At 38.0% G+C, this 26,232-nt stretch carries 22 protein-coding genes; 13 read left to right on the forward strand and 9 right to left on the reverse strand.

The genetic code is table 11. From position 1 onward, the window contains the following. Positions 1-2 precede the first annotated feature (2 nt). The 3 genes from RIV7116_RS22410 (at position 3) to RIV7116_RS22420 (ending at position 5,826) form a co-directional block, all read left to right on the forward strand. The gene (locus tag RIV7116_RS22410) at positions 3-3,695 is read left to right on the forward strand and encodes a hybrid sensor histidine kinase/response regulator (RefSeq protein WP_015120608.1); all 3,693 of its coding nucleotides are present in this window, start codon (positions 3-5) and stop codon (positions 3,693-3,695) included. Positions 3,696-4,156: 461 nt separating this feature from the next. Beyond that, the gene (locus RIV7116_RS22415; protein ID WP_015120609.1) at positions 4,157-4,858 is read left to right on the forward strand and encodes a CAP domain-containing protein; all 702 of its coding nucleotides are present in this window, start codon (positions 4,157-4,159) and stop codon (positions 4,856-4,858) included. A 149-nt stretch (positions 4,859-5,007) separates the two neighbouring features. Beyond that, complete coding sequence (locus RIV7116_RS22420) at positions 5,008-5,826, forward strand: alpha/beta fold hydrolase (protein ID WP_015120610.1); 819 nt, start codon at positions 5,008-5,010, stop codon at positions 5,824-5,826. Positions 5,827-6,075: 249 nt separating this feature from the next. Here RIV7116_RS22420 and tnpA read toward each other — a convergent pair whose 3' ends face one another. Then, complete coding sequence (tnpA, locus tag RIV7116_RS22425) at positions 6,076-6,495, reverse strand: IS200/IS605 family transposase (protein ID WP_015117032.1); 420 nt, start codon at positions 6,493-6,495, stop codon at positions 6,076-6,078. 88 nt (positions 6,496-6,583) lie between these two features. Between tnpA and RIV7116_RS22430 the strand changes: the two genes are divergently transcribed. Further along, positions 6,584-8,134: a hypothetical protein gene (locus RIV7116_RS22430; protein ID WP_015117033.1), complete on the forward strand. Its 1,551-nt coding sequence runs from the start codon at positions 6,584-6,586 to the stop codon at positions 8,132-8,134. A gap of 242 nt (positions 8,135-8,376) precedes the next feature. Here the strand turns inward: RIV7116_RS22430 and RIV7116_RS22435 are convergent, their stop codons facing one another. The 6 genes from RIV7116_RS22435 to RIV7116_RS37085 all read right to left on the reverse strand — a co-directional run bounded on the left by RIV7116_RS22435 (position 8,377) and on the right by RIV7116_RS37085 (position 13,433). Continuing rightward, entirely contained in the window at positions 8,377-8,679 is a 303-nt protein-coding gene (locus RIV7116_RS22435) for a DUF1816 domain-containing protein (RefSeq protein WP_015120611.1), read from the reverse strand. A gap of 85 nt (positions 8,680-8,764) precedes the next feature. After that, positions 8,765-9,760: a 23S rRNA (guanosine(2251)-2'-O)-methyltransferase RlmB gene (rlmB, locus tag RIV7116_RS22440; protein WP_015120612.1), complete on the reverse strand. Its 996-nt coding sequence runs from the start codon at positions 9,758-9,760 to the stop codon at positions 8,765-8,767. Between the two features lie 99 nt (positions 9,761-9,859). Continuing rightward, positions 9,860-10,342: a Mini-ribonuclease 3 gene (locus tag RIV7116_RS22445; protein ID WP_015120613.1), complete on the reverse strand. Its 483-nt coding sequence runs from the start codon at positions 10,340-10,342 to the stop codon at positions 9,860-9,862. A gap of 516 nt (positions 10,343-10,858) precedes the next feature. Continuing rightward, positions 10,859-11,260, reverse strand: a complete 402-nt coding sequence (locus tag RIV7116_RS22450; RefSeq protein ID WP_015120614.1) for an STAS domain-containing protein — start codon at positions 11,258-11,260, stop codon at positions 10,859-10,861. 267 nt (positions 11,261-11,527) lie between these two features. Beyond that, positions 11,528-12,685, reverse strand: coding sequence for a glutamine-hydrolyzing carbamoyl-phosphate synthase small subunit (gene carA / locus RIV7116_RS22455; RefSeq protein WP_015120615.1), 1,158 nt, complete (start codon positions 12,683-12,685; stop codon positions 11,528-11,530). A 568-nt stretch (positions 12,686-13,253) separates the two neighbouring features. Beyond that, on the reverse strand, positions 13,254-13,433 hold the full coding sequence (locus RIV7116_RS37085) for a DUF6364 family protein (protein ID WP_015120616.1): 180 nt from the start codon (positions 13,431-13,433) through the stop codon (positions 13,254-13,256). A 64-nt stretch (positions 13,434-13,497) separates the two neighbouring features. Here RIV7116_RS37085 and RIV7116_RS22465 point away from each other — a divergent pair, with 64 nt between their 5' ends. The 3 genes from RIV7116_RS22465 (at position 13,498) to RIV7116_RS22475 (ending at position 18,578) form a co-directional block, all read left to right on the forward strand. Then, on the forward strand, positions 13,498-14,724 hold the full coding sequence (locus RIV7116_RS22465) for an RNA-guided endonuclease TnpB family protein (RefSeq protein ID WP_015120617.1): 1,227 nt from the start codon (positions 13,498-13,500) through the stop codon (positions 14,722-14,724). A gap of 216 nt (positions 14,725-14,940) precedes the next feature. Beyond that, positions 14,941-16,113, forward strand: coding sequence for a TIGR02281 family clan AA aspartic protease (locus RIV7116_RS22470; protein WP_015120618.1), 1,173 nt, complete (start codon positions 14,941-14,943; stop codon positions 16,111-16,113). A gap of 620 nt (positions 16,114-16,733) precedes the next feature. Beyond that, a complete protein-coding gene (locus RIV7116_RS22475; RefSeq protein ID WP_015120619.1) occupies positions 16,734-18,578 on the forward strand; it encodes a cyclase family protein in 1,845 nt (614 codons plus the stop codon). A gap of 58 nt (positions 18,579-18,636) precedes the next feature. Here the strand turns inward: RIV7116_RS22475 and RIV7116_RS22480 are convergent, their stop codons facing one another. Then, a complete protein-coding gene (locus RIV7116_RS22480) occupies positions 18,637-20,829 on the reverse strand; it encodes a dynamin family protein (RefSeq protein WP_015120620.1) in 2,193 nt (730 codons plus the stop codon). 180 nt (positions 20,830-21,009) lie between these two features. After that, positions 21,010-23,091 carry a dynamin family protein gene (locus RIV7116_RS22485; RefSeq protein ID WP_015120621.1) on the reverse strand — a complete coding sequence of 694 codons (2,082 nt, stop codon included), beginning with the start codon at positions 23,089-23,091 and terminating at the stop codon, positions 21,010-21,012. A gap of 407 nt (positions 23,092-23,498) precedes the next feature. On the opposite strand from RIV7116_RS22485, the gene RIV7116_RS22490 reads away from it, so the two are divergent. From RIV7116_RS22490 to RIV7116_RS37095, 6 genes are all read left to right on the forward strand, one after another. Continuing rightward, positions 23,499-23,702 carry a type II toxin-antitoxin system HicB family antitoxin gene (locus tag RIV7116_RS22490; RefSeq protein ID WP_015120622.1) on the forward strand — a complete coding sequence of 68 codons (204 nt, stop codon included), beginning with the start codon at positions 23,499-23,501 and terminating at the stop codon, positions 23,700-23,702. After that, complete coding sequence (locus RIV7116_RS37675) at positions 23,699-23,818, forward strand: type II toxin-antitoxin system HicA family toxin (RefSeq protein WP_015120623.1); 120 nt, start codon at positions 23,699-23,701, stop codon at positions 23,816-23,818. The genes RIV7116_RS22490 and RIV7116_RS37675 overlap by 4 nt, the downstream gene beginning before the upstream one ends. Further along, positions 23,818-23,919 (forward strand): type II toxin-antitoxin system HicA family toxin, encoded by a 102-nt coding sequence (locus tag RIV7116_RS37090; protein ID WP_015120624.1) that lies wholly within the window; start codon positions 23,818-23,820, stop codon positions 23,917-23,919. The genes RIV7116_RS37675 and RIV7116_RS37090 overlap by 1 nt, the downstream gene beginning before the upstream one ends. A gap of 101 nt (positions 23,920-24,020) precedes the next feature. Then, positions 24,021-24,995 (forward strand): cysteine synthase A, encoded by a 975-nt coding sequence (locus tag RIV7116_RS22500; protein ID WP_015120625.1) that lies wholly within the window; start codon positions 24,021-24,023, stop codon positions 24,993-24,995. 120 nt (positions 24,996-25,115) lie between these two features. After that, positions 25,116-25,400, forward strand: a complete 285-nt coding sequence (locus tag RIV7116_RS22505) for a ferredoxin (RefSeq protein WP_015120626.1) — start codon at positions 25,116-25,118, stop codon at positions 25,398-25,400. A 30-nt stretch (positions 25,401-25,430) separates the two neighbouring features. After that, positions 25,431-26,183 carry a DUF5331 domain-containing protein gene (locus tag RIV7116_RS37095; protein ID WP_015120627.1) on the forward strand — a complete coding sequence of 251 codons (753 nt, stop codon included), beginning with the start codon at positions 25,431-25,433 and terminating at the stop codon, positions 26,181-26,183. The last annotated feature ends 49 nt before the right edge of the window (positions 26,184-26,232 follow it).

Below are 26,232 nucleotides of genomic sequence, written 5' to 3' on the forward strand. Positions count from 1 at the left end.
TCATGATTACTGATTCTTCTATCCGCGAACAAGGGTATATCTATTTTCTCAGTGAAGCTCCAGAATTACTGCAAACTATTGAAGAAGAACTTTTCAGTCTAGTTGAAGACAGAAATACCAATAGAGTGCATAATTTGATGCGAGCTACTCATACGCTTAAAGGCGGAGCAGCTAATGTTGAATTAGAATCAATTAACAAAATAGCTCATTCCTTAGAAGATGTTTTTAAGGCTTTATATAATCCTGAAGTCGAAATTGATTCTCACCTACATTCCTTGCTATTACAAGCTTTTGAATGTTTGCAATTATGTTTAACTTCCGAAATTACGGGGACAAAAATTGATGATGATGAACTGATGCAAAGAGCTGCTTCAGTTTTTGCCCAATTACAAGACAAACTCGGCGATGCATTCGGTGTTGAAGCTCATATTCCTACTTCTGAAGAACTAGGTTTTGATATCGTACTCTCAATTTTTGAAACTGGTGTAACTCAACGTATAGATAGTATTGATGAATTAGTCAAGAATCCTCCCGCCAATCAAGAAGTTGCTAATTTTTTACGCACACAAGCCGAAGTTTTTATAGGCTTATCTGAGTCGTTGAATTTACCGGGATTTGGTGAAATAACTCAAGCTATTCTAGCTGCATTAGACGCTAATTCTTCTCAAGCTTTGGAAATTGCTAAAATAGCTAATCGCGATTTGCAGCTAGCACGGAAAGCTGTTTTGAATGGCGATCGCGAACGTGGCGGAGAAGCTTCTGCGGACTTACTTGCTTTTTCACAACCTATAGCTATTAATTCTCAGGTAGAAGACAACGAAAATCTAGCTGTAATACAATCAAATTTGACAGAAGATATTTCTGTTGATTTAACAACTGATGCTTTAAAAAATGACTCAGTTACGAAATCCTTAAGAAATCAAATAGAAGAATTATACGAGTTTTTTACAACAGGTAATCTTGATACCGAACCTCTAAAACCAAAATCTGTCAAGTTCCATTTAAAGGCAATTAGATGTGTTTTAGGTTGGTTCAATCATGAATTAAATATTCCCCAAGAAAAACTAAATTTAAATTTACTGATTCCTAATCTTCACGAAGAAAACTCTGTTGAGTACGTAGAGAATTGGCTGCAAGAATTTTTAGAATTTGTGCAAGAAGACACAGATAGTCCTAGTCTTTGTCTTTATCGCCTTGGAGGTATTTTAACAGTTCTTTTAGCTGTGACAAAATTTAAATGCTATCAAGAGAATCTTTGCGATTTTTCAGTTATTGAGACTTTACAAAGCAAAGTCTCCGATATTGCGAAAGAGTATAAAAACTATTCTCCGGTGACTGCCGAAGAGAAAAAATGGCTTGATGGTGAAAAATTGCAAAAACTTTTACAAGTTAAAGAGGTTGTTTCTTCTGAAATGCCCATAAATCAAGGAGGGAATATGCTTGAAGCTATTTGGGGAGAAGAACTGGACGCTAATTTAACTAATGTTGATACTAATTTAAAGTCTAATATTTTTGAAGAAAAAACAAAACAAAGTCAAGCAGAAAAAAATGTGGCTGATGTAACAGCTAGTTCTCAATCATTAGAATCTACTGACGAAGAAGATGAGCATTCACCCGAAACAATTATTCAACTTGCGGTTAATTCAGTGACTCAAAGTGAAAATAAAATAGATAAGCAACCAGCAGTTTCTACTAAAAATTCTAAATTACCTTCTTTTGTACGTGTTGATGTCGGAAGTTTACAGCGTCTCAATTATTTAGCAGGAGAATTGCTAATTCATCAAAAGCGCCGCACCTCCCAAGATGAGCAGCTTAAATTAATCATTAAGCAATTACATGAAAAAGTCCATAGACATCAACAAACTTTGGAACAATTGCGAGAATTACCTTCACATTCTCAAAAAGTAGTATCGCAAAATATGCTTAATGTAGCTTCTGTAGACTTTGATTCTTTAGAAATGGATGACTACACTGAGTTTCATTTAGGTTTACATGAAGCAACGGAACAAGCAACACAATTACAGGAAATTTTAGAGTCAGCAGAAGTAATTCTTCAGCAATCAGTTCAAGTTCACGACAAGAAGCAGCGTTTAGCACTTGGTATTATTGATAATTTAGTCGAAGCAAGAATGTCACCTTTAGGTAATATTCTTAATCGCTTCCCCCAAATGGTACAAAATCTGAGCAACGTTCACGGTAAAACTGTAGACTTGCAGTTAAGTGGTGGTTCCGTTTTAGTAGATAAAGCAATTGCTGAGAAGCTTTACGACCCATTATTACACTTAGTGCGTAACGCTTACGATCATGGTATCGAATCAGCAGACATTCGTCGCGATCGCGGTAAATCGGAACAAGGTTTAATTGAAATTTGTGCTTATAACCGAGGTTCTCAAACTGTCATCGAAGTTCGAGATGATGGCGGAGGATTGAATTTCGAGAAAATTCGCAATAAAGCAATAGAATTAGGACTTTTACATTCAGATAAAGAATTTTCCAGCCATGATTCTGGTTTGATGCAAGAAGAACTATTAGATTGTTTATTCTCTGCGGGATTTTCAACTGCTGGCAAAGTTAGCGATATTTCTGGGCGGGGTATTGGGTTAGACATCGTCCGAAATCAACTGCAAGCACTCAACGGTTCCATTGCTGTTTACTCCCAACCCCAGCAAGGAACTACATTTGTACTAAAAATTCCTTTTTCTATGACTACCGAAAAATTAATGATCGTTCAGACGGGGGGTTCTGCTTACGCACTACTGTTAGACAGCATTGCGAAAATATTACTCCCATCTCCCGAACAAATTAAACATTTTGAAAATAAAAAAGTTCTTTACTGGAATACAGGTAAAGAAGAACGTATGGTAAATCTGCTGAATCTTTCAGATTTGATGCAATATCATCGTTCTTTTGATAGCGAGAATACTTTGCCGAATCAATCAGTTATTAATAATGCAGATCAAGCTGTAAATCCGATATTATTATTACGCAATAAAGACCAAATTGTAGGTTTAGAAATAGATCAAATTATTGGCGAGCAAGAATTGGTAGTTAGACCTTTAGGTCAAGCAATTGCTCCTCCTAAATATGTTTACGGTTGCAGTAGTTTAGCCAATGGTAATTTGATTCTAGTGATTGATGGTACTTTGCTACCATCTGTTGGTGAAATGCAAGCATCATTGGATTCGATGGCATTACCTTCAGCGCCTTCTTTAAATAATAAAGCTTTGCAAATGTCGGGAGAAATTATCACATCTAAAGCTTTACTTGCTGCTTCTAAATCTGTCAATAATCCTCAAATTACTTCTGGTAAACCGAACTCTTCAAAAGTTGTTTTAGTAGTAGATGATGCTATTAGCTTGCGACAAACCATTTCACTGACTTTACAGAAATACGGTTATCAAGTCGTACAAGCTCAAAATGGTGTAGAAGCTTTAGAAAAATTACAGCATCATCCCGAAGTCGATTTAGTAATTTCCGATTTAGAAATGCCTCGGATGAATGGTTTTGAGTTGTTGAGCAACTTACGTCAAAGTCCTAACTTAGCTGATGTTCCCGTAGTTGTGCTTACTTCTCGTAGTGCAGAAAAGCATCGTCAGCTTGCAGAAGCATTAGGTGCAAACGCTTACTTAACTAAGCCTTATCTAGAACATGAGTTTCTTTCTCAGGTTGAGAAATTAGTCACCGTTAATTCGTAAATAATTAGCGAATTTGAAACCCGGTTTTTTCAAAAAACCGGGTTTTTTTATATTTAATATCTGTCATCAATGTCAGATTTTTGTAATAACTATAGCAATCCTAAAGAACCAGGACTTACGCACGGACTACGTGTTTACGTCATTACGAGCGAAGCGAAGTATTCACCTAAAAGGTGTGGTTCATCGCAAAGCTCTATTTTCCGTTACCAGAGCGTAAGTCCTAATAACTAGAGAGATGTTTTACGAGAATGAAGCAAATTTAATGAGTTGACAAACGTGTTCTCAAAAACAATTTTTTACGGTTTTTAATGGTAAGTATTTCTACATATAAAAAAAATATAGAATAATAAAAAATTCATGTACCGATAACTTTCTAGTGTCCATAATCGGGAAACTGATGCTACCGTAGTGAATCTAGATATATATATACACTTCGTTTTCGTGGGTTTATGAGGTTGTTGATGCGTCGCATACTTTACTGGGTAGCCCCCTTTAGCCTACTTGCTGGATGTTCTAGTGTCGAAATTATTGAACCAATACCAACAGTGCCGGAAACTCCTTTAAAAACACCTGAATCTTTGACGCTCGATAACAATCTCTCGGCTTTGGAAAAACGAGTCATTAATGAAATGAATTTAGCTCGGACAAATCCTCAAGCTTATGCTGCTATATTGGAAGACTACAGAAAACGCTTTGAAGGTAAACGTGTCAAAATTTCTAAAAATGTCTATTTAATAACTCAAGAAGGTGTATCCGCTGTTGATGAGGCTATTAGCTATTTAAAAACTGTCGATCCCGTAGCTCCTGTAACTATTTCCAGAGGAATGTCTTTAGCTGCTAAAGACCACGTTAAAGACCAAGGTGCTAAAGGTATTGTCGGTCACAACGGTAGCGATGGCAGCGACCCTTTCAAGCGTTTGAATCGTTACGGCAAATGGCAGGTAACTGCTGGTGAAAATATCAGCTACGGTTCTCATACTGCAAGGGATATTGTCATGCAGCTAATTATTGATGATGGAGTTCCCGATCGCGGACATCGAATCAATATGTTTAACCCAGATTTTAAAGTATCGGGTGTTGCTTTCGGAATTCATAGCTACTATAGGCAGATGTGCGTTATTACCTATGCTGGAGGATATAAAGAAAAGTCAGTTAACAGTTAATTGTTACCGATTAGCAGTTACTATTGAAATTTTCTACTTTTCTAGTCTCGAATAAACATCTTTGTTTCTTCATTTTCCCATAGGCCTCAATTGATGATTGATGTCTTTTGAGTCAAAACTGTTAACTGTTCGCTGATAACTGTCTTGTGATGCACCTCAACGTTTATACTCAAGGTCAAGGTTTCCCAATTCTCTGCTTGCACGGACATCCGGGTTCGGGTTTAAGTCTTTCTGTATTTACCAATCATTTATCGAAGCGCTTTCACACTATCGCTCCAGATTTGCGCGGATACGGCAAAAGCCGCTTTAATCGCAATTTTACGATGACAGACCATTTGAGCGATTTGGAAAGGCTTTTAGATCGATTTCAAATTGAAAAATGTTTGGTATTAGGATGGTCTTTAGGTGGTATTTTAGCAATGGAGTTAGCGCTAAGACTTCCGCAAAGAGTTAGCGGTTTAATTTTAATCGCTACTGCTGCAAGACCTCACGGCAATCATCCACCTATTACATGGCAAGATAATCTCTACACGGGTATAGCTGCTCTTTTAAGTGTTGTAAATCCCGACTGGCAATGGAATATTGATACATTTGGCAAGCGTTCTCTGTTTCGCTACCTAATTCAACAACATACTCCTACTGCTTACGGATATATTTCAAAAGAAGCAATACCTGCTTATTTACAAACTTCAGATAAAGCAACTCGCGCTCTTTATTCGGCTATTAGGGCTGGATATAATAAAGTCGCCGATTTAAACAAAATTTTATGTCCTTCTTTAATTCTTGCAGGTAAAGAAGACAGACACATAACGGCTGAATGCAGCTTAGAAACGTCTGAAAATCTCCAAAATTCCCTATTTCACTGCTATCCAAATACAGCTCATCTCTTTCCGTGGGAAATTCCCCATCAATTATTAGATGATATTGACTGCTGGCTAAAAGATAATCCCCAAGCTATAAAATTTTAATTTTGGATTAACTCAATCACTCGTTTCTTATTTTCTTAAGAATGGTCACAACTGGCACTTTTTTCCTGTAGGGCAGGCAAAAAGCAGCGTAGATGTTCTCTTTATTGCCGTTGTATGACGCGAGGAAAAGTTTCTAACGGGCAATAAGACTTTTAGCATCACACACCGAAAAAGTAGCGGGAGAATGGTAGCCCCGTATTTTTAAATCGGGGCGGAAATTCGACACGGGCGAATTTATTCGCCATTAGTTTAGTAATGATGTGGGTCGTTAATATAGTCTTGAATGACGGCACTACTTACCTTGCCGGTAGTGTCATAAAAGTACGCATGAGTCCACAAAGCGGGGATTTTTAACAAGTGCGGAAACTCCTTGCGTAAAATTCTGCTCGACCTGCCTTTTAATGCCTTTACGATTTGGTTAATTGCTGTACTTGGGTCGTGTTCTACCAACATATGTACGTGGTCTGGTGCAATCTCTAGCGCCTTAATGAACCACCCCTTCTCAGCAGTAACTTCAGTCAGAATCTGGTAGAGTCGCTGCTTAACCTCTCCCACTAATACCGGCTTTCGCCGCTTCGGTATCCAGACCAAATGAACCGTTGCACTCCCAACTGAGTGATTATTATGACGGTACTCCCTACTGGCTAATTGCTTAGTTACAGGTTTCATAAAGAATTGTATATAGCCACTACCTGTTGACAAAAATAGTATAGCAAGATACTATTTTTATAGGTTGAGAGAAAAAGCGTTACTAGGTATGACGAAAGCAAAAACGTCCTCGTTCATCACAGAAGTTCCCTTGGTAGTTGACAGCTTCTTAGAACGTAAGCTTGAAGCGCGTTTTCAAGCAGCACGTCAACTCTACAATGCTTGTCTTAACGAAGCATTAAGAAGACTTGAGCGAGTAAGGAAGTCTACGCCATACCTAAGAGCAAGAGAACTCAGTAAAACTAAGAAAAAGGAGCGACGGGAGCTATTTAAGCAGGCAAGAGATGGCGCTCAATTTAGTGAGTATAGTCTCCATCGCTTTGCAACTGTTACCGCCAAACAAAGTAAGTGGATAGCCAAGAACGTTGATTCCAACACGCAACAAAGACTTGCTACTAGAGCATTTCAAGCTGCTCATAAGATACTCTTGGGTCTAAGTAGTAAGGTGCGATTTAAAGTCCCCTCTCGCTTTCGCTCAGTTGAAGGAAAGTCAAACAAACAAGGACTTTGCTGGAAGGAAGAACAAGTACAATGGTGTGGACTTACTTTAGAGCCAATCATTGATTGGAGCAATCGAGTTGTAACTCATGGACTCCGCTCCAAGATAAAATACTGCCGTCTTCTCTGGCGCAACTTAAACGGTAAAAAGCGCTGGTTTGTACAGCTTGTAAACGAAGGTTTACCATATCAAAAGCCACAAAACTACGTAACTAAAGGCGTAGTAGGACTTGACGTTAACATTTCCAATGTAGCCTTTGTGGCTGACGAACAAGCAGGACTCCTACCTTTTGCTGATAAGGTTCCTACCTATGAGCGCGAGATTAAAGTCTTACAGCGTAAAATGCAGCGCTCAATGAGGAGCAACAATCCTGATAATTTTGAGCCTGACTTTGATAAGAAAGTTGGAAACCGAGTCGTCACAAAGAAGGGTAAGGTTCTAAAAGGTAGAAGACCGTGGAAAAGGACAAAGAATTATCGCACACTTGCTCTCCACAAAGCAGAGCTTGAACGACGCAAGGCAAGTTATGCTAAGTGCCAGAACCGTAGGCTTGTAAATGAAATCTTACGGCATGGCAACGAAATCAAAACTGAAAAAGTTAGTATCAAGGGATGGCAGAAGCGTTATGGAAAAGCGATAGCTGCTAAGTCTCCTGGCTTTTTTCAATCAGAAATCAAACGCAAAGCCGAAAATGCTGGCGGTTGTTTTCTCCAGTTTTCTACTCAGACAACAGCACTCTCACAAACCCACCTTGATGGCACTCGCATAAAAAAATCTCTCTCAGAGCGAGTTCATCGAGATGTTACCGGGGTTACAATGCATCGTGACTTGTTCTCCGCATTTCTGAGTAGATACGTGTATGGCGATCAGCTTTCATTGCAAGATGCTCTACGCGAGTATCCAAGGGCGGAGCCGCTCTTAGTGGACGCATGGAAGCGAAGTCTGGTGGGGGAAGTTTCCCCCACCGAGCTTCGGCAATATCAACAAACTGCAAGGCAAGTAGGCGCGTCCGAACGCAAGAACTACCATAGTTCCTCTGAGCAGTTGTCCACCCAAGTGCTAACCTCTAACCAGATAACCACAAAAGCGGTGAAAAGTTAGATGGCTATGCCTGAATCCGCGTCAATTTATTGCGCGGAGTGGCTCAACGAATGGTAATTGCGATCGTATCCTAAGTCCTGTTTCTATAAGTTCTAGCCCAGAGCATTTGATATATAAGCGTCATTGCAACCGCCATCCCACTAAAAACAAAGCATAAAGTATGAGATAACGAAATTATTTTATTCATACTTTACACTTTGTTTTTCTAATGGTGCCTAACACAGAAAGCTTTAAACTTTCAATTACATTTGACCGCTAAAGACAGGCTTTACTTTACGGTCAAACCATTCCCCCAAGTCTTCAGCGACTGTCAAAGCTTTTGGTTTACAACGCTTAACATCAACCATTATCCCTTGGGCTCCTTCGAGTTCCAGGTCTTCTACATAGCCTTTTACAGCAGCCTTTGCTTCCGAACCGTTAAGAAAGGGACCAAAATAATAAGTACACTTAGGAGTTTTAGTGGTAATCTCTACCCACCAAGCTAAGCCAAAATTTTCAAATATGTTGGTAACAAACTCTTTGAAAGGATTTCCGATAGTGTTCATGGTTTTCGCTGATTACTAAAGTTGATAGTGGTTGTTAAAGAACTTTGCTGTTGGTTTATGTCTCTTTACACTTCTTTATACTCTTTTACATAGGGTTTTTGGAAGAGGTTTTTTGCAATTTTTTTGAATAAAGCGTGTTCTTCCAGCGTTGACGATAAATTTCGTACAGTGCCATACCTGCTGCTACTGAAGCATTAAGACTAGGAGTCTTACCTTGCAAAGGAATCGAAACCAAAACATCGCAACACTTTTGTGTGAGCATACTCAAGCCCTCGCCCTCAGCCCCAATAACTAAAGCAATTGGCGGTCCGTTGAAATCTACAGTATGCATGGGTTCGCTCCCAGAACTGGCAGTACCATAAATCCAGAAACCGGCAGCTTTCAAGTCTTCCAAAGCACGACTGAGGTTGACTACTCTAGCTACCGGAAAATTATCTAAAGCTCCAGTCGCTACTTTCATTACCGTAGAGGTAATACCAACAGCTCTGCGCTGAGGGATCGCTAAGCCTTGGGCACCTATAGATTCAGCAGTGCGAATAATTGCTCCTAAATTGTGGGGATCTGTAATACCATCGGCAACAACTATTACCGGCGAATCCGTAACGGATTTTGCCTGTTCGATCAAATCTGGTAAATCAACATATTCGTAAGGAGCAATTTGTGCTGCTACTCCTTGATGGTTGGCATTTCTAGTAATTTGGTCTAAGCGTCTGGGTTCAACTTCATCTATAACTGCGCCATTTCCCTTAGCTTGTAGAAGCAAATCATGAAAACGGTGATCGTAGCGCAAACGAGAAGTAATCCAAATACGATTCAAAGAGCGTTGGTTTTCCAGGCTGCTCAAAACCGAATGACGACCATAAATTAAATCGTTACTTTCTTCGACTTCGCTAGAAGATGATAAAGACGGATGTTCAAATTGAGAACGACTTTTAGAATGTTTTTTAATTACTGAGTTATAACTTTTATCCTTAGATTTACCACCGCCAGATGGGGATGAAAAGCGCTTTCCCTTTAACTTTAAAGAAGGCTTACGACTTTTTTCGCCATCGACTTTAATCTTTTTTGGTTGGTTAGTCATATAACTATTTGGTAGAGCTAAGAAGTTGTTGCATCTTCTCCCACTTATTTTTAACCGACGAATGTGGCTCTTCTTGAGATTCAGTAGTCAGATATTCCACTACCACTCTAGAAGTAATTTTTGCAGAAGTTCGCTTAATCTTTCGGTATTAGTGAGATATAAATAGCCAATCAAAGTTTCCAGGCTTGTCGCCTGCCTATATATCTGGGGATCTAAACGCTTGGGGCGACCTGTAGCGGCGTTACGACCTCTACGAACTATTTCTAATTCATTACTATGAAGATGCGGGTCTAGTAATCTTAGCATTTCTGCTTGCTTTTCAGCTCGTACTTGTGCCACAACCAAACGATGATAATTATCCACTTTTTGGGGTGGTAATAAGTAATATCTTCTGATAAACAGTTCGTAAACTGCATCGCCTAAATAAGCAAGAGCGGAAGGAGATAGTTGCTGTAATTGCGACACAGAAAGTTTTGGTAGTAATTGTTCTGCATTTGGCTCTCTTGATTCGTGAAAGTCAAATAAATCTTGGGCAACAGTGTTATAACCTGCACGCTTATGTTTTTCCTCCTTTGATTTCACAGCTTAATCCCTAATGTAATAGTTAATAGTTATCGGGGAGTAATTACTTTTAGAGGTTCGCTTGCTATTCGATTATTAAAGTTATGCTGTTTCACGCTTATTATCGCTGTTTTACAAAAGTTTAATGATAATTCTAGCTTGTTATGTCAGATTTATCGCATGGATTTTAACTTTTATTTACGCCATTATTTACAACCGCAATTATCCTACTAATCACCGCTATATAAGGCATCATCTCTAAACAAATTCCTAACTCCTAATTAAAAAAATATAAAGAACTTTTTTTTGTAAGCCGCTTTTTAGTTAGTGATTTTAATCATTTTATGTAAGCTACTCAGGAAAATATACCTTAAATATTACCAAAATTCCGAAAAAAAAGCCCAACTTTATACCTTCATAAAAGTAAAATCATAAGTACTATTTTTGGCACTTTCTACTTTCTTGATTTTCTCATATAAAAAAATTTAGCTATCCAGATTTAAACATCGGATAGCTAATTCAAATCAAATAAATCCGTCAAGAGGACTTAGCGTTTTCTAATGCCTTATCAACCGAAGTTTGCAAGGCGAGAAATTTTTCCAAGCGCACTAGCTTGACTGTTTGAGTAACGCGGGCGTTAGTGACAATTTGAAAGGTACCCTTAGCGGTTTGGGCCTGCTTGGCTAACTGTACCAAAGCTCCTAAACCAGAACTATCTACAAAGTCAATTTGCGAAAGATCCAGAATGACATGTCTGGGTCCATCGTCAATTTTATTACTAAGTACCTTCCGAAATGTCGGTTCGGAAAATGCGTCTAACAAACCTGTGAGGCGGAATAGCTGACAGTTATCCCGGACTTCGCGAGTACCTCGCAGGCTAACGGTTAAATTTAGTGGTTCAGCAATAATTCCCTCCTCATGGTGAAAGCAAACGCTCAAGTATAGATGTTTTTTGTGTCTGTTGTCTACTTTAACCGCTACTCTAACAAAAGAGAGCGGAAGTGAGATATTGGAACTTAAAATATTGTTCCAATTTTTCGCTTTCTCTATTTTTACCTCACTTTACCCAGACCATTGCGAAAAAATGGAGCCAATTGTACGAAATTCCTTATATAAATAAAGGAATTTTTTTGTAAGTTATTTGCTTCTAACTAGATAAACGGAAATTTATACTATGACGGTCAGAAGATTAAAGATAATTATGACTCAAGCAGTTATTGTTTGACGAGCTTTTTTCATCGCTTGAACAAACTGCTCGAATAAATAATCCGCATCATGAGGACCGGGAGAAGCTTCTGGATGATATTGTACCGAGAAAACTGGCAGAGATTTATGTTTTACTCCAGCAACAGTACTGTCATTTAAATTCAGGTGGCTAATTTCTACATCGCTGCGAGTTAAAGAATTTGCATCGATGGCAAAGCTGTGGTTTTGAGAAGTAATTTCAACTCGTTTCTCTAAGCCTGCGGGTTGATTTAAACCACGATGACCAAACTTTAGTTTATAAGTTTGTGCCCCCAAGGCTTGACCCAAAATCTGATGTCCCATACAAATACCGAACATGGGCTTCTTGGATTCTAACAGTGCTTTAGCGGTCGCGATTCCTTCAGTTACCGCACTTGGATCTCCCGGTCCGTTAGAAAGAAATATTCCGTCTGGGTTATGTTTGAGAATTTCTTGAGTTGGAGTATCTGCTGGAACTACAATTACTCGACAACCATGACTTGCTAAACGACGCAGTATATTGCGTTTAACGCCAAAGTCTAAAGCTACAACTGTAAATTCGGGCGACGAACTAGTTGGCGAATCCGTCTTAAATTCCCAAGCGGGAGTAGTTGGTTGAGACCATTCGTAAACTTCTGAAGTTGTTACCTCTTTCACCAAATTTAATCCACTCATGGAAGGAGCAGCATTTACCAGTTGTAACAATTCATTTGGATCTAATATTTCTGTAGAAATACCGCCATTCATTGCTCCCACGTTGCGAATTTTACGAGTTAAAGCACGAGTATCAATACCATAGATACCTGGTATTTGATGTTCTTTTAAATAATCGGGTAAGGATTGAGTCGCTCGCCAATTACTTGGACGTTCGCAAATATTTTTAGCGATACAAGCTTTGATATGAGGCTTGTCTGACTCGGCATCTAGAGGATTAACACCAGTATTGCCTAACTCCGGATAGGTAAACACGACTATCTGTCCGCAATAGCTGGGGTCGGTTAGTACTTCTTGATATCCTGTCATGCCGGTATTAAAAACAACTTCTCCGATAGCGGTGCCGGTAGCACCAAAAGACCAACCCCGATAGCTGGTTCCATCTGCTAGGACAAGTAGAACTGGTGTTGCGTCAAACAGGGGCATAAGCAATAAAACAGTAAAGCAACAGTAGATAATTTTTATTATCTATTGGGCGCGAACGAAAAATAATTATAAAGGAATATAGGCGCAATAATCCTTTATTGAAGTGCGATCGCGCTATTTTACCCCCGTACAGAAAAATCCCCGATTTTATCTCTAAATGATTCTTCTGCGTTTTAGTATATTTCTGGTTCCCCGATACATTGCAAGAACTCTCAAAGACAAGAATTTTACCGATAAAACACAACCAAATTTCCGTAATAAGTTATAGCTTTACCAATAAAAGCTCTATTTTTAAGTTTTATATCGACGGATCGGATCAGCTTTTCACAGCATGGGAACTACTCCCTCCTATATCTTACTTCCCAGCGACTAACGGGGAGCGAGATGCTCCCAATACCAATGTTTAGCCCGCCAAACTAATGTGGCAAAGTATTACTATTAACATCTAATAACATCTAAGAAACTGCTAGAAAAATTCAGCTAAAACAGCAAGGAGCCTCTCACCTACCGCGACAGCAGAGGTGATGAGAGGAATTGCGAGATAAAAACGAAACGTCCCTTGACCACATCAATCCGCAGGATTGACCGGGAGAGGGACAGTTGAGTTTTTATCAATTTCTTTATTTGGCAGTCGGTCAATCCAGTCCTCAACTATCTGCGTCACGGTTTTATCTTTGTTTGCTGCATACTGCCTTATTTTGTTTAATCTACGCTCGGACATCCTTACATTTAATCTAGTTGTTTTCATAACTTTGTCTACCCATTGTTATCACAGTTCTGTTATCATATCCATAACAGCAGATGAGAAACAAGTGAGAACGGCATACCAGTACAAACTACGTCCAACAAAACAACAAGCGCAAGATATAGACCGATGGTTATCTATGTGTTGCGCTCAATACAATTATTTGCTGGCTGATAGATTCAACTGGTATGAGCAAAATCGTTGTCCTATTAATGCTTGTCCTCTTATTTGTTATCTACCAGAATTAAGGGATAAACCTGAATATTTTGGACAAAAAAGAACACTCCCTAAACTTAAAGAAACACATCCACATTACAAGGATGTTTACTCTGATGTTTTGCAAGATGTAGTTAAGCGAGTTAAAGTAACTTTTGACCGTTTCTTGAAAGGTGATAGCAACGGCAAGCGTAGCGGTAGACCAAGGTTTAAAGCGCGTAACCGTTATCGGACTTTCTTGTATCCAAGAGTTAAGCCTGACTGCATAACCAACGGTAAAATATCATTGCCTAAATTGGGAAATATTAAAGTCCTAAAGCATCGGCAAATCCCAGATGGTTTTAAAATCAAAACCGTGTCTATCACCAAAAAAGCTGATGGCTATTACGTAACCCTTAGCTTGGAAGATGAAACAGTCCCAACAATTAAACCTGATTTTAATCCTGATTCGATTGCTGGAATTGATGTAGGTTTAAAGGAGTTTTTAACAACTTCTGAAGGCGATAATGTTGCGATACCTCAACATTATCGCAAATCTCAAAAACGTTTACGAGTTATCCAAAAACGTGTTTCCCGTCGCAGGAAAGGGAGCAACAAAAGATTAAAAGCGTTAAAACAGTTGGGCAAGCAACATAAAAAAGTTGCTGATAAACGAAAAGATTTTCATTTCAAAACTGCCAACAATCTATTGAAAAAATATGATGTTGTTGCGGTTGAAGATTTGAATATAAAAGGACTTGCACGTACTCGATTGGCAAAGTCTGTTCTTGATGCTGGATGGTCAAGCTTCTTGTCGATACTGACAAACAAAGCCGAAAAAGCTGGTTTGTTGGTTATCCCGGTTAAAGCGTCCGGCACAAGTCAAGACTGTTCTAGTTGTGGCGTTAAAGTGCCTAAAAAACTGCATGAGAGATGGCACGACTGCCCACATTGTGGATGTAGTTTGGATCGCGATCATAACGCAGCAATAAACATAAAGAATAGAGCGGTGGGGCATCCCGTTCTTAAAGCCAAGAGTCTCCTAAGCAATAGCCGGATTGTCTTGGAAGCCTACACTGTACTCGAAGAGTCAGTGTAGGAGTATGTCACTTACTAATTGATAAGCTGCTTTACCCCTTAATGACTAAAATAGTTAAAAGGGTATCCTATATAAAATGAGTAAATATAAACTATTAACCTTTAAATCCTTTCCTTTCTATGGAAATCCAGGCAGGTAGTGGCGTTAGTAGAGCCACGACGTTAAATCGTAAAAGTAGATTTTGCCCCTAAGGGCTTGGTAAATTCAAAAAATATTATGCTTGAGCCTTTGTTTCCTCGTACAGTCTTGGCTTTACTATGGAGCATACTAACTATAGTTGGTGTCGCTTGTAGCAAAGAACAGAAAACTGCCAAAATAACTCAGAATCAGAAGCAGCAATCGGTGCCGACTGCCTCTCCTACAGTAGATTCAAAACCGGCTTCAATTGAAGAAAAATCTACGCAGGAAGCGGCGTTGGATGAAGCTAAACAAAAAAATGCGGAGCCAACTCCTTTTGAAATTGGGCTGGACAAGGCAAGCGGCGGTTTTAGTATAAGCCAATCGGCTCAATCTTCGGAAGATTGGAAACTAGTGGCTGATTATTATCAAGATGCCGTTAATTTAATGAAATCAGTTGGCTCTCAAAGCCGCTATTACTCCATAGCCAAAGCGAAATTAAAAGAATACCAACGCCATTACGATTATGCTGTGGAAAAATCTGTTGCACTCACACAACCGGTACCCGAACCCGAGCCTGAAGCCATAGTAGTAACGGTACCGCCTCTGCAAGAATCTATTGCGCGTCAACAAAAGATGCAGGTTCCTCCAGCAGTTAAAAAAATATTACAGCAGAATTTACAATCTCCCATTGGCACTGTGCCACAGCAATTACCTCCCCTTGAACCTCCACAACCACCGCCAAAGTCTCCTCAAGCGGTACCCATACCAATTGAAACCCAAGAAGTATATGCTGCTGCCGTACCGGTTCAACAACAAAGCCGTCAAGAGTTGACATTTCGCGCTCCAATCAAACGTCGAATTGGGGGTACGCCAATTATCAATGTAACTTTCAACGGCAGACAAACATTTGAGATGATTGTCGATACCGGCGCTAGCGGTACCGTAATTACCGAGCGCATGGCTAAATCACTTGGTGTTATTACTGTTGGCAAAGCAAAAGCAAATACCGCGAGCGCCCAATCTGTAGAATTTCCAATCGGTTATGTTGACTCTATGGAAGCCGGTGGTGTCAAAGTCAAGAAAGTCGCCGTGGCGATCGCCGGTTCGGAATTACAAAACGGATTGCTAGGACATGACTTTTTTGGCAACTACGATATCACCATTAAAAGCGATGTTGTAGAATTTCGTCCTCGTACTAATTCTCAAACACGTACAAAGGAAACTCGAAAGAGTATTCCCATCTATCCTAAGAAGCTTTTCAAGGAATAATTTCCTGTATTGGGCAAGTGGATCGGAAGAGAAGATAATATCAAAAATAAATAAACAATATATTTCATATTTTTATACAACAAATGGTGGGTGGCGCTGCTACCCATGATTTTGTATTGCGAGAGAAAAATAATAATTGTCGGAAAATAAGGGGTCTCAGCCCTTATATAAATCAAATCATTTAAGTGTACTATCTAAATACACACATAAATATAGCTAATTGCTTATTTGACTGGAAGCAGTTAGTAAAGAATTGCTGAAATTAAATATTGCCTTCCATATGGTAGCGGAAAAGATTAATTTAGTTTATTCCGTAATTTTTCTGATGTCTTAAACTAAATTTAACCTTTTCTTAGCTCGAACTTAAGCCATAAGATGTTAACTTAAATAGTAATTCACTTTTTGCTGCAACATTTGAACTTCCCCCGAGCTTTGGAGTATATAGAGTTCGGGGGATTATCTATTTCAGCGAGCAGCGAGCAGTAATCAGTAAGTAGTTATGAGTTGGAAGTAATTAAGGTCAAAGGTTAGATTCTCCTTGTCTTCCTATCTTCCCATAACCCTATGCCTTACTTTCCTCTAGGTACTGAATTAGCGTAATATGAAAGAAATACGGCGCTATGGATTCTTCTGCAAAAGTGTCTCTACAAAATATTCCTTCTTTCTTCAATGCAGCTAAATCTTATTTATCCGAAACAATTGCGCTAAGGGCTAACGAGATAGATGAATCACCACGAGCCTTGTGTGAAGCATTGCGAGGATTGGGAGATTTGAATTTATTGGCGTTGAAAGTTCTCCAGAAATGGGGAGGGAAGGAAGTCAGTGGATTAGATTATGGAAGTTTTCAGCAATTAGTAGCGAGATATTCGGGTGCTTTAGCTTTTCTACAAACACAACATCAAAGTGCTGCTGGAATTTTAGCTGCTGGTAATAATCCTCAGCTTCAACAAAAGTATCTTCCCCATATGGGTAGCGGAGAAATTCTGCTGGGTGTGGGTTTTTCTCATTTGCGTCGTCGAGGTGAACCGATAATTACAGCCTATAAGGTAGCGAGTGGCTATCGTATAAATGGTGTTGTACCTTGGATAACTGGATTCGGATTGTTTCAAGAATTTGTGATTGCTGCAACTTTGGATAATGGTGGTGCTGTTTTTGGTATTGCTCCTTTTCAAAACATCCAGCAAGCACAAAAAGGGGAAATAACGTTTACTTCTCCTGCCCAAATGGCAGCAATGAATTCTACGAATACAGTTTCTGCGACTTTAGATAATTGGTTTTTACCAGAAGAATTTGTAATTTCTATTAAACCACCGGGTTGGATACAAGAGAATGATAAAAAGAACCTTTTAAACGCTACTTTTCTCGCTTTTGGCTGTGCCGAAGCTGGTTTAGATGTAATTCAAGCAGAATTTAACAAAAAATCTTTATTTTTTATCGAGGATGCTTTCATCTCTCTGCAAGCAGAATTAAAACGCTGTCGCAGTGCAATTATTGAAGCACAGCAGCAACAGGTAGAATTTGAACGGAAACTGCAATTAAGAGCTTGGGCAATTGATTTAACATCAAGAATAGCTCATGCTGCGGTAACAGCTTCTAGCGGGGCTGCTAATTATAGCCTGAGCGCTGCACAGCGGGTTTATCGTGAAGCTTTGGTGTTTACCGTCACGGGGCAGAGTAGTGCAATTATGGAAGCGACTTTGGCTAGGTTAACCCGGAATGCCCCTGATTTAGAACAAGAAGAGACAATCTTACAAGATAAAAATCCAAATCTAATTTCATATTCTCGCGTTGTTCATTTGAGTCATGTGATTGATACAAATATTCCTCGCTGGGAAGGCGATCCCATTGTAGAATTTGAAACGGTAGCAGATTTGCAAGAGCAAGGTTATTATTTACGTCGGTTTTCAATGGGGGAGCATAGTGCGACTCATATAAATGCCCCAGTAAGTTTTCATGGTGATGGTATCGCAATAGATAGATATCCTGCCGATTCTTTAGTTTTGTCGGCGGTGCTTATAGATATTAGTTCGTCTGTTGCCATAAATCCCGATTATGCTTTAACTATTGATGATATAGATGCTTGGGAAAATCAGCACGGTAAAATTGCTGGTAAATCGGTTGTTTTATTGAAAACGGGTTGGCAAGAAAAATGGCATGATGAGAAAGCATTTTTTAATAAAGATGCTGGGGGATTGATGCATTTTCCAGGCTTCAACGTTGATGCAACACAGTTTTTAGTTAATAACAGAAACATTGCTGGTATTGGAATTGATACCCACGGTGTAGATGGGGGCAGTGATGTTAATTTTTCTATCAATCGTTTGGTTTTAGATAAACCACGCATTGTATTAGAAAATTTAACGAATTTGGAACAGTTACCAGCTAAGGGAATAACTATTATTATTGGTGCTTTGAGGCTACGAGGAGGTAGTGGCTCTCCTGCGAGCGTTTTAGCTTTGATATAATAGGTTGACTTAGTTGTTAATTATGTAGACAGGAATTTACATATAAGTTTAAAAAATCCTATACATGTGAATGGTTATTGCTGGTTAAAAGACTGTAAGCTTCATTAATCAAACGAATTTTGTCTTTAGCTTCAATTAATTTTTGGGGTTGATTAATAAATAAATCTGGATGCCATTTTTTGACTAATTGTTTGTAAGCTTGTTTGATTTGTTCTGGTGAGGCATCTGTTTTTAAACCGATAATTTTATAAGCATTAATTAATTCTTGTTTGTCAGATAGGGGTTGATTGGCTTTAGCTTGTTGACGATTTTTAAAATTGTCTTTGAATCCAGATGAATGCATTTCTGATTTCATCTGCGCTATTTCTTCATCAATTTCCCAATCAATAAACTTTTTCTCTACATCTTCTTTTTTGGAAATTTCTTTTTTAGGAGGAGGAGATGTTTTAAAAGTTCCCACATCTTCTTTTACTCCTTTACCGGAATAGCTGTATACAGATTTAGATTGATTTGTATTTACTTTTGTTTCTTTATATTCTGATTTACAAGGTTTTTCATCTAGCTCAATTTGAAATTCAGATGAAATCGTAATTCCTAATGCTTGCTCTAATTGTTGATTTAAACTTTTTAAAGTATTGCAGTATTGATTTAATGTTTTGCGCGTTTCAGCTATCTCTAAACAATCTTGATTTGTAGGAATAAATTTAATTACTTTTTTGGCTTCTTGCTCGTATTCTTCTAAAAGAGACAATCCTTGTCTGCTTAATTTGAGTAAATATTCATCAACAGCATCTATACAAATTTGTGCTAATTGTTGATGATAATCTTCAGGGGTATTTTCGCTGCTTTCCTGTAAGCCTTGATCGAGTAAATAAGCGATACCACCACCTACAGCAGCACCAACAGGACCACCTAATAACCAGCCAAGCCCACCAGCCATAGCATAGGCTCCAGTGTCGCTAGTATTATGAGAATTGTTTGGCGGAGGTGTTAATTCTATTTGTGGATGAGGGGGAAATTGGATTGATAAATCTTCTGGTTTGGCTTGCCCGAAGAAATCAAAAGCTTGTTCTAGCCATTTATTTAAGTCTGTTTTTAATTTCTGAAAATCTTGCTTTAAATTATTAGTTTCCCACGTTTGAAAATTATTGTTGGCTAATTCTGTTGCAGATTGTTTTTGATATTTTTCGCGTAAAGAGTTGATATTTAACCAATTACGTAGTTCCGATAAGCTTTGAGCAAAACCTTGTTTAATTAATGTTTCGGCTTTGATTTTTATTTCATTTTTAGCTTGGTTTTTATCGTCAAATTCTTTAACCTGATTTTTTAAAGGGATAATTTTGGTTTTTAAACTTTGTTGAATTTGAGATGCTATAGACTCAATCCTTGGTAAAGAAATACTATTATCATCTTTTTTTAAAGTTGCCGAGATATTTTGTAAAGCAGCTTCAAAAGCAACTAAACCGCTGGTATTCGCAGCTGAAACATCACCTTTTAATCTTGCTCGTAAAGCAGGTAGCGCATCAACTCGATATAAGTTACTGAATCCCGGAGGTAACTGAGAGCGAAAACTTTCAGCAACGAATCGTAAGCGACTTTGAACTTGTTTTTGTTCTTCTGGCTCTAATAAATTGAGGAAATTAGCTACAAAAATAACTGTTTTAATTCCTCTATCTAACAACCAATCTCGTAAATTTTCTCGTTCTTCCAATGTCATTAATTTACGAGCGTCGAGCAATTGTACTACTAAATCGGCGCTTAGTAATTGCTCTTTGACCAAATTATTTTGTTCTTCCCTATCATTTGTTCCCGGTAAATCGAGAAATTCAACACCAGTCTTTAAAAATGGGTGGGGAGAAAAAACTTCTACAGATGCGACATCATTCCGCATCCTTCTATCATCATCAAGGATTGCAAATTCTTTTAAAATGTCGGTACCGCTACGATGGATTTGTTTGCCGTCGATACATTTAATTAGAGTTGCTAATTCGTCGCCATATTTAACAGTAATAGCAGCACCAGTAGTAGGAATTAAATCGATGGGTAAAGTTTTATTTCCTAATAAAGCATTGAGTAAAGTTGATTTACCGTGATTGAAAGGACCAAAAACTGCAATTCGGAAGTTAGGATTTATAAGATGATGGGAAATTGCTTCAATATCTCGGTAGAGTTGAGATGTTGATTCTATATTCAGTAACTTCGCTGTAGATTTGAGAGTCTCTAAAAGTTGGTAAATTTGATTTTGCGGCATAATTATTTATTTAAATAAAAATGATTATTGATGTAGAGACGTAGCAGTGCTACGTCTCCGGGATCTATGGTTGTAAAAAGTATCGTTATTCCGGTAAATGTAGATATAGTATCGTTATTCCGGTAAATGTGGAGACGTAATGTATTACGTCTCTACAAATCAATTCGTGGGTAAAATAAATTAACCGTAATAAGCCAATAAATTACTGTAAGCGGACTCAATATTCTGCAACTGTGCAAAAATATCTGTTTCTAAAACTTCAAATCGCTTTAATTCTTCATCTCGGTTAATTTCACGGCTTTCTTTTTGCTTCAATAAATTATCTAATTCCGATTTACGAGCGGTAATATCATCTTTAATTCTCTGAATTACTTCTTGTTCGTAAGCATCAAAACATTCTTTGACTGCATTATATACATTTTTGGATTGTTCTTCGGCTACTTGCGGCAGATATTTAACTAACTCTTTCTTCGCTGTTTTAACTAACTCCTTTCTGGCTCCATCAGCTTGTACAACTCCTATACCCAAACCCAATAAAGCGAAACCAATGGGACCTAGAAAAATGCCAGTTACAGCGGTAATTATGCCACCGACACCAATAACGGTAAAGTAATTTAATAAAATGTTTTTCCAGTCAAAACCCGCACCAGCCATTGCAAAACCGGCTAAATTTCCTCTAGATAAAGATAACAATCCCATAGCCCATTTTGCCCAAGTAGGAGAATTATCTTCTTCGGCAGCATTATTAGAATTGATTTTAACTTTTTCCCCAGTTAACTTTTGAGTGATGCTATCGGTAACTTGGGTATAAGAAGCACCATATTTTGCAGCACTTTGAGAAAGTTCTTTAAAAGCTGCGGTAATATCTTCCTCTGCGGTTAAACTCCAAGCAGATAGTTTATCGGTAATATATTGTTCAAAGGCTTTTTGTAATGCAAGATTAAAAGCTTCCCGTTTACCGCTATTAAGAAAATCGAATAAATTTAATTCTGGCTGATAGCGTAGAAAATCAGTTTCAAAAGTATTGCCTAAATTTAAAACGTAGCTACGGAAAGAATCAGAAACACTTCTAGCTTGATTATCCCGAGTATTTCTAATTTCCTGTTGAAAATCATCACCAATATTCTTCAGTTTTTGAAATTCTGGCTCTACAGAATCAATTTTTTCACGAAGTTGATTGACATCTTGTTCCAACAAAGGAATCCGTCTTTCAATTGCTTCTTTTGTATGATGACAAGCAAGTTTAGCTAAAGTTCTCACCTGACGTAATTCTGCAACCGCTCTTTCTCTGGTTAAAAATGTGTTTAGTGCTTGCATAAACTCGGTAAAACCGGTTCCTTGTAAAGAAGCTGCGGGATTTTTTAACCTTTTGCGTAAAGCTTGAATTGATGAAATTGCAAATACTCTTTCGTCGTAAATATCTTGTCCGTCAACAACGCAATATTCAGCCAAATTTGCTTTAAAGACTTTGTGCAATCTTTCCTCAGCTTCTTGCAATTCTTCCTCATCATCAGGATCGATTAAAGCTTCCTTTACCTGATCCCAAGCATTAATTAAAAAGAAAACTGATAATCCTCTACCTTTAATATAGTTTTCGAGATAACGGCGCTCTCCTAAAGTACAAGGTTGAGAAGCCCGCATGACAAATAAAATTGCATGACAGTTATTAACGTAGCCCAAAGATAGTTCGTTTCTTGCTTCTGTATCGTTTAAACCAGGGCTATCAATAATTTCAATCCCTTTTTCTAATAAGGGTAAAGGATATTCAACTACTGCATGACTGACATCGGGAAAAGCCGGTTTTTTCTCTTCTTCTAATCTTTTAGCTTCCGCTGGATCGATAGTATACTTATGTTTAAAAGAATCAAAATCTAGCCTTTGAGGATTTTTGTCATTGTTAAAATGTACCGTTACCGTTTTTTCTGCTCCGTAGCGTAAAACAGTTAAAACAGCAGTACAGGGATTAACATCGCTCGGTAACAATCTTTCACCAATTAAAGCATTAAGAAAAGTACTTTTTCCCCGCTTCATATCGCCTAATACTAATAAACGAAATACACCTTCGCGGAGATTTTTGCTAGCAACCTTGATATCTTCAATATCTCTTTCTAAACTTAATTTACCAGAACTACTTTCGGAAGATGTTTCTGCTGTTTCAATGGTATCAACGATTTTATCCAAAGAAACAGATACTTCAGCACGAACTTGAACGACTTTTTCTAAATCGTCCATAAAATTGTTATTTTCAGTTTGTAAATTCATTATTCTGATTTATTAATTGAAATATTTACTCGCCAATTATGGCAATTCAAAAAGCGAATTGAATTTTATTTATATTCGTTGCGAATAAAGACAGATTGTAGTAAGTTAGTTTCAATTTGTATCATCATCAGCACTCCAAAATCAATTATTATAAATCATGCCATTTTATTAAAATAAATTAAATTTACAAATTATTACCTCAGTGTAATTACTGCTTCCACTTATTATTTGTTGAACAATGAATTATAAATTTAGACTTGCATTTTATAAATCTTGTATCTTAAAGAATAAATGCGATGTCTTATTAAAGGAATACTTTCCGATCAAATATTAATCAAAAAACTTTAAGGTAGGATGTGTTTATATTCTGTCATAAGTAGTATTGATTTAATTAAGGAGACATTTTGATGAAGTGGCGCGTAATTCTTGAACCAGATCCAGAAACAGGAGAATGGGCTATTTGGTGTCCTGAGTTACCTGGTTGCGTGTCAGCAGGAGAAACCCAAGAAGAAGCTTTAGAAAATATTCGCGAAGCTATAGAACTTTATCTCGAACCAGATACAATTCAACTCGCACCTGGAGCAATTACCACAGAGGTAACTTTAGGATGAGTCGCACTCGACGGATGAATGCAGATGAAGTTGAAAAAATTTTGCAGCAATATGGTTTTGAACTAGTTTCTCAAAAGGTAGTCATCGTAAATGGCGAAATATTGAAAGACAACTAATGGTTATTGTTCCTTATCATAAAGGCAAGGATTTACCTATTGGAACTTTACGCAATATTATGCTTGGTGCGGATATTCCAGAATCGGAATGGAAAGTTTAAGCCCAAATCTAAATCAAAACCGATAATTATCTACAAAAAACTTTATATTAAGCACCGTCATAAGCCAAAATTCTTATAGTGAAGAAAATTGGTAATAGAACATGGATATTAAAAATGGCTTTGTCGGTACTGTGGGAAACACTCCTTTGATTCGCTTGAATAGTTTTAGTGAAGAAACGGGATGCGAAATCTTAGGGAAAGCAGAATTTCTCAATCCTGGTGGCTCCGTAAAAGATAGAGCAGCACTATATATTATTGAAGATGCAGAAGCCAAAGGTTTACTCAAACCGGGCGGTACGGTTGTTGAAGGAACCGCAGGAAATACGGGTATTGGTTTAGCACATATCTGCAATGCTAAAGGTTACAAATGTTTAATTATTATCCCCGAAACTCAGTCTCAGGAAAAAATGGACGCGCTCAGAGCATTAGGTGCGGAAGTTCGTCCAGTTCCGGCGGTTCCTTATAAAGACCCCAATAATTATGTAAAATTGTCTGGTAGAGTCGCTTCCGAAATGGAAAACGCAATTTGGGCGAATCAATTTGATAATTTGGCAAACCGTCAAGCACATTACGAAACCACTGGCCCGGAAATTTGGAAGCAAACAGATGGTAAAGTAGACGGGTGGGTAGCTGCAACCGGCACTGGTGGAACCTTTGCAGGTGCTTCAATGTTTCTCAAAGAAAAAAATTCTAATATTAAATGTGTTGTTGCAGATCCAATGGGCAGCGGACTTTACAGCTATATAAAAACTGGTGAAATCAAAATGTCCGGTAGTTCCATAACTGAAGGGATTGGCAACAGTAGAATTACAGCCAATATGGAAAACGTACCCATTGATGATGCTATTCAAATTGATGACAAAGAAGCATTACGAGTAGTTTATCAACTGTTGCGAAAAGAAGGTTTATTAATGGGTGGTTCGACAGGCATCAATGTTGGAGCAGCGATCGCACTTGCTAAACAAATGGGTCCGGGACATACAATTGCCACTATATTATGTGATAGCGGCTCTCGTTATCAATCGCGAATATTCAACCCCGAATGGTTAAAATCAAAAGGGTTAGAAGTTAGTTAGGAATTCAAAGTTAGGAGTTAGGAATTCAAAGTTAGGAGTTAGGAATTAGAAATATAATATTTTATACTTGTTGCTTATTGATGATAAATACCAATTACCCATTACCAATTACCAAAAAACATGAAATGCGTCCGAGTTTGCCAAAATCGTACCTGCAAAAAACAAGGTGCTGTAGAAGTATTAGCAGCTTTTGAAGAGAATCCTGTTTCCGAAGTGACGGTAATAAGCAGCAGTTGTCTGGGACAATGTGGTAATGGCCCGATGGTACTAGTATTGCCAGAAATGGTTTGGTATAGTAGCGTTCGCCCATCGGAAGTTCTTCATGTGATCGAACAACATTTTCTGGGTGGTAAAAGAGTCGAAAAAATGCTTTATCACCGATTTCATCAGCGGGTTAAAAATTAATTACTGGCTTATAAAAGTCTATATATAGAAATGAATATCCAGCAGCTACGTAAATCTTTGAAAATAAAATGGGTGAAGTATTACCATCAAAATCGTCCCTGGCTAGAAAAAATGCGAATTTGGGGAACTTATGACGGCTACCGTCGCCCTTCTAGCGGTTTTATTTTAGCTACTTTATCGGTTTTAGAACCAAAACTTGACGAATTTTTTCCTTTTATTCTGGAATTAAATAATAATCCCGACGAAATTATTGCTGCATTAGGTCTTAATTTTAATCCCGAAGAATCAAATTTAATAGAAGATTATAAGTCTGTAAATCAAAATCAAGTAGCTAGTAATAGCGTGCAAGCAGAATTTGTTGATAAATTTAGAGCAGATAGCAGCAAAGACACAGAAATTAAACAACCCACTGCATCCAATTCAACAGCTATTACCAAAATAGAAAGTTTTCCTTTTCCCCAGGCAGTTCAATCAACATTTGAATCAGAATCAATAGAAAAAGAATTTCAAGCATTTTCGGAATTACTTCAAGAAAATACACCTCAAGAATTTACTGAATCAAGCATGGTTGCCAAATTAGAAAGTGAAGAAGAAGTATTGTCTTTACTTTCCATGTGTAATGAAGCAGAAGAACAAGAAGTAATCAAAGAATCAAAAGAACAAGAAACAGAAGAAATTAAAGCCGCTTCTAAGAAAAAAGTCTCAAACCTCGCTTCTTGGATAGACGAATTTTGTCAAGGTGCTGGTTGGGATCGGGAGGAAGCTATTTTTATTCCGTTTTAAGTAGTTGGGCATTGGGCATTGGGCATTGGGCATGGGGTATTGGTAGTTG

Source organism: Rivularia sp. PCC 7116, from assembly GCF_000316665.1.
Lineage (GTDB): Bacteria > Cyanobacteriota > Cyanobacteriia > Cyanobacteriales > Nostocaceae > Rivularia.

Bases quoted from the DNA above. Each gene is read 5' to 3' on its own strand.
- RIV7116_RS22500 (WP_015120625.1), top strand. From the start codon at position 24,021: ATGGATATTAAAAATGGCTTTGTCGGTACTGTGGGAAACACTCCTTTG.
- RIV7116_RS22410 (WP_015120608.1), top strand. From the start codon at position 3: ATGATTACTGATTCTTCTATCCGCGAACAAGGGTATATCTATTTTCTC.
- RIV7116_RS22470 (WP_015120618.1), top strand. From the start codon at position 14,941: ATGCTTGAGCCTTTGTTTCCTCGTACAGTCTTGGCTTTACTATGGAGC.
- RIV7116_RS22435 (WP_015120611.1), bottom strand. From the start codon at position 8,679: ATGAACACTATCGGAAATCCTTTCAAAGAGTTTGTTACCAACATATTT.
- rlmB (WP_015120612.1), bottom strand. From the start codon at position 9,760: ATGACTAACCAACCAAAAAAGATTAAAGTCGATGGCGAAAAAAGTCGT.
- RIV7116_RS37090 (WP_015120624.1), top strand. From the start codon at position 23,818: ATGGTTATTGTTCCTTATCATAAAGGCAAGGATTTACCTATTGGAACT.
- RIV7116_RS22505 (WP_015120626.1), top strand. From the start codon at position 25,116: ATGAAATGCGTCCGAGTTTGCCAAAATCGTACCTGCAAAAAACAAGGT.
- RIV7116_RS22430 (WP_015117033.1), top strand. From the start codon at position 6,584: ATGACGAAAGCAAAAACGTCCTCGTTCATCACAGAAGTTCCCTTGGTA.
- carA (WP_015120615.1), bottom strand. From the start codon at position 12,685: ATGCCCCTGTTTGACGCAACACCAGTTCTACTTGTCCTAGCAGATGGA.
- RIV7116_RS22480 (WP_015120620.1), bottom strand. From the start codon at position 20,829: ATGCCGCAAAATCAAATTTACCAACTTTTAGAGACTCTCAAATCTACA.
- RIV7116_RS37085 (WP_015120616.1), bottom strand. From the start codon at position 13,433: ATGAAAACAACTAGATTAAATGTAAGGATGTCCGAGCGTAGATTAAAC.
- RIV7116_RS37675 (WP_015120623.1), top strand. From the start codon at position 23,699: ATGAGTCGCACTCGACGGATGAATGCAGATGAAGTTGAAAAAATTTTG.
- RIV7116_RS22485 (WP_015120621.1), bottom strand. From the start codon at position 23,091: ATGAATTTACAAACTGAAAATAACAATTTTATGGACGATTTAGAAAAA.
- RIV7116_RS22490 (WP_015120622.1), top strand. From the start codon at position 23,499: ATGAAGTGGCGCGTAATTCTTGAACCAGATCCAGAAACAGGAGAATGG.
- RIV7116_RS22415 (WP_015120609.1), top strand. From the start codon at position 4,157: ATGCGTCGCATACTTTACTGGGTAGCCCCCTTTAGCCTACTTGCTGGA.
- RIV7116_RS37095 (WP_015120627.1), top strand. From the start codon at position 25,431: ATGAATATCCAGCAGCTACGTAAATCTTTGAAAATAAAATGGGTGAAG.
- RIV7116_RS22475 (WP_015120619.1), top strand. From the start codon at position 16,734: ATGGATTCTTCTGCAAAAGTGTCTCTACAAAATATTCCTTCTTTCTTC.
- tnpA (WP_015117032.1), bottom strand. From the start codon at position 6,495: ATGAAACCTGTAACTAAGCAATTAGCCAGTAGGGAGTACCGTCATAAT.
- RIV7116_RS22420 (WP_015120610.1), top strand. From the start codon at position 5,008: ATGCACCTCAACGTTTATACTCAAGGTCAAGGTTTCCCAATTCTCTGC.